The sequence below is a fragment of the Kitasatospora sp. NPDC036993 genome (genome assembly GCF_055607525.1).
Genome location: NZ_JBVJRP010000046.1, coordinates 1 through 1,024 on the forward strand (window position 1 = coordinate 1; position 1,024 = coordinate 1,024).

Genomic DNA, 1,024 nt, shown 5'->3' on the forward strand with positions numbered 1-1,024 from the left:
GCTGAGAACTTAAGCGCCAGTAAACGGCGGTGGTAACTATAACCATCCTAAGGTAGCGAAATTCCTTGTCGGGTAAGTTCCGACCTGCACGAATGGCGTAACGACTTCTCGACTGTCTCAACCATAGGCCCGGTGAAATTGCATTACGAGTAAAGATGCTCGTTTCGCGCAGCAGGACGGAAAGACCCCGGGACCTTTACTATAGCTTGATATTGGTGTTCGGTTCGGCTTGTGTAGGATAGGTGGGAGACTTTGAAGCCGTGACGCCAGTCATGGTGGAGTCGTCGTTGAAATACCACTCTGGTCGTGCTGGATGTCTAACCTGGGTCCGTGATCCGGATCAGGGACAGTGTCTGGTGGGTAGTTTAACTGGGGCGGTTGCCTCCTAAAGGGTAACGGAGGCGCCCAAAGGTTCCCTCAGCCTGGTTGGCAATCAGGTGTTGAGTGTAAGTGCACAAGGGAGCTTGACTGTGAGACTGACGGGTCGAGCAGGTACGAAAGTAGGGACTAGTGACCCGGCGGTGGCTTGTGGAAGCGCCGTCGCTCAACGGATAAAAGGTACCCCGGGGATAACAGGCTGATCTTCCCCAAGAGTCCATATCGACGGGATGGTTTGGCACCTCGATGTCGGCTCGTCGCATCCTGGGGCTGGAGTAGGTCCCAAGGGTTGGGCTGTTCGCCCATTAAAGCGGTACGCGAGCTGGGTTTAGAACGTCGTGAGACAGTTCGGTCCCTATCCGCTGTGCGCGTAGGAGTGTTGAGAAGGGCTGTCCCTAGTACGAGAGGACCGGGACGGACGAACCTCTGGTGTGCCAGTTGTCCTGCCAAGGGCATGGCTGGTTGGCTACGTTCGGGAGGGATAACCGCTGAAAGCATCTAAGCGGGAAGCCTGCTTCGAGATGAGCACTCCCACCTCCTTGAGAGGGTAAGGCTCCCAGTAGACGACTGGGTTGATAGGCCGGATATGGAAGCCCTGTGAGGGGTGGAGTTGACCGGTACTAATAGGCCGAGGGCTTGTCCTCAG

Annotated in this window: 1 rRNA gene; it reads left to right on the forward strand. The window is 56.1% G+C overall.

Annotated elements, in window-relative coordinates:
* A 23S ribosomal RNA gene (locus ACZ7C5_RS37800) occupies window positions 1-1,022 on the forward strand; the annotation flags it as partial.
* Window positions 1,023-1,024: the final 2 nt, after the last annotated feature.